The following is a 2,235-nucleotide window of genomic DNA, read 5'->3' on the forward strand; positions in this document are numbered from 1 at the left end:
GGAGTTTGAGGGGGAGTGGGTTGCTTCGCGTTTAAGTGAATATTTAAATGAAAGTAAAGAAAGGAATAAGAAGGGGCATTTTAATAAGACTGACGTTCTTTCTGTTTCTGGTGATTTTGGCATAGTCAACCAAATAGAATTGTTGGGGCGCTCATTTGCTGGGGCAAGTGTCTTGCCCTATCATATCGTTAGACTCGGAAACATTGTATATACTAAGAGCCCTTTGAAGGAATATCCATATGGCATTGTTAAAGCAAATACAGGCAAAGACGGTATCGTTTCAACATTATATGCTGTGTATAGTGTAAAAGATAACGCCAATTACAAATTCATAGAATACTATTTTTCATTGGCAAATCGCGCCAATAGATATTTTAAGCCCATTGTTCGTATTGGTGCAAAGCATGATATGAAGATTGGTAACCAAGAAGTCTTGGCAAACCAAGTGATTTTTCCAACAGTTAAAGAACAAGAGAAAATAGCAGGTTTTCTCTCTCTTATTGACGACCGTATCTCTAACCAAAACAAAATCATTGAGGATTTGAAGAAATTAAAGTGCGCAATTATTGAAAACGTATTGAACAATTGCCACGATAACAAAATGCGACTTGGTGATGTTGGTATATACATCCGCGGATTGACATATAGTAGCAATGATGTTGTAGAGCAAAAAGGAACAATTGTTATGCGCTCTAACAATATTGTTAGTGGTGGTCTGCTTGATTACTGCAACAATGTTGTACGTGTAAATAAACAAATATTACAAGAACAGCAACTACAGAACGGGGACATTGTTATTTGTATGGCAAATGGAAGTTCAGCTTTGGTGGGAAAAACATCTTTTTATGATGGTAAATGCTTATCTCCTATAACTGTTGGTGCTTTTTGTGGCATCTATCGTTCTAAAATGCCTATCACAAAATGGCTATTCCAAACCAACAGATACCATAGATATATATGGAACTCTTTGCAAGGTGGAAATGGAGCTATAGCTAATCTTAATGGCGAAGATATACTTCGTATGTCATTTCCAACTCCAGACAAATCGACAATAGGGCATTGTATCAAACTTCTCTCATCGTTAGACTTATTGATAGAAAATAATGTATCGCTTTGCTCAATGTTCTCTCAACAAAAAGAGTATTTACTACAGCAAATGTTTATATAAACATCTGATTGAGCAAATACTGCTTCTGATTTGACAAACAAATAGTATACGTTTCTTCGTTTTCTATCTTTCCTTCAATACTTCTGAGAATTTTCAGTGTATGAAGTTGGTACTCTTTTGACGGAATGATGACCTTCATATTCAGCCATTCTTCAATATTAATAGAGCGTCCGTCTCGAATGCCATAAGTTACAATAATCAGAGATTTTATAAATCTGTGGGAAGTGAAGTAATAGGACAGATAACCATACTCCAAAAGGCAATTTGGACGCAATATAGTATATGCAGGACTGCACACTCCCAGTTTATCAGAAAAGGCAAAACCGCCTTGAAAGGAACGTAAATGAATAACATAATCTCCTGCTCTTACAATCTTGTAAGTGTTGATATTGCTACGTTCGAATTGAATATCCAAATTTAGATCATCTCTATTCACCATGCCTTTTTCTTGGCTTGCCGAAAGAATATTGGAATATTCCATTTGCTTGTTACGCTTATTAACAACCTCAAACAATTGCCCATATAAGTATTCTTTACCTTGGATTTCAGAGTATAACTTTTCAATAATTGCGCACTTTAATTTCTTCAAATCCTCAATGATTTTGTTTTGGGTAGCGATGCGCTCGTCAAGGATGGATAACATATATCCAATTTTAATCTGTTCTTGACAACAAGGCAAAGACAGTGGCATGTCTGTAATCATTTCCTTGCGTACTGAGTCCACAGAGTTCTTTGCGCTCATCCTCTTCACTCTATTGTAAAACTTGGAAGAGAAAAAGTGAAAAAGATAATTTGCATCACACTTAAAATCGCTAAGGATATATACACGCTGATGAACACCAATCTTTCCATAAGTATGATGGAACACCTTTCCAACTCCGACACCATCACCAGCGGTTAGAATTGCTTCACCATCGAAAGTCCATGAGTTTATACGCTCTACAGTTTGAGAACGTACATAAAACGGATAAATGCCATCATCTGTTTTATCTTGCGTGTTTTTATTACCAGTGGAAGTATTGCACACATCCCCCAACTTGCATTTCTTCCACTCCCCCTGAAATTCA

The 2,235-nt window shown here is 36.4% G+C and carries 2 protein-coding genes; one reads left to right on the forward strand and one right to left on the reverse strand.

Features of this window, described 5'->3' with window-relative positions:
• On the forward strand, nt 1-1,168 hold a 1,168-nt coding region (locus HMPREF0670_RS17140), incomplete at its 5' end, for a restriction endonuclease subunit S (RefSeq protein ID WP_009231187.1).
• Here the strand turns inward: HMPREF0670_RS17140 and HMPREF0670_RS10795 are convergent.
• On the reverse strand, nt 1,161-2,235 hold a 1,075-nt coding region (locus tag HMPREF0670_RS10795; RefSeq protein WP_198009298.1), incomplete at its 5' end, for a restriction endonuclease subunit S. The two genes, HMPREF0670_RS17140 and HMPREF0670_RS10795, sit on opposite strands and share 8 nt — an antisense overlap.

It is taken from the genome of Prevotella sp. oral taxon 317 str. F0108 (assembly GCF_000162415.1).
Taxonomy (GTDB): Bacteria; Bacteroidota; Bacteroidia; order Bacteroidales; family Bacteroidaceae; genus Prevotella; species Prevotella conceptionensis.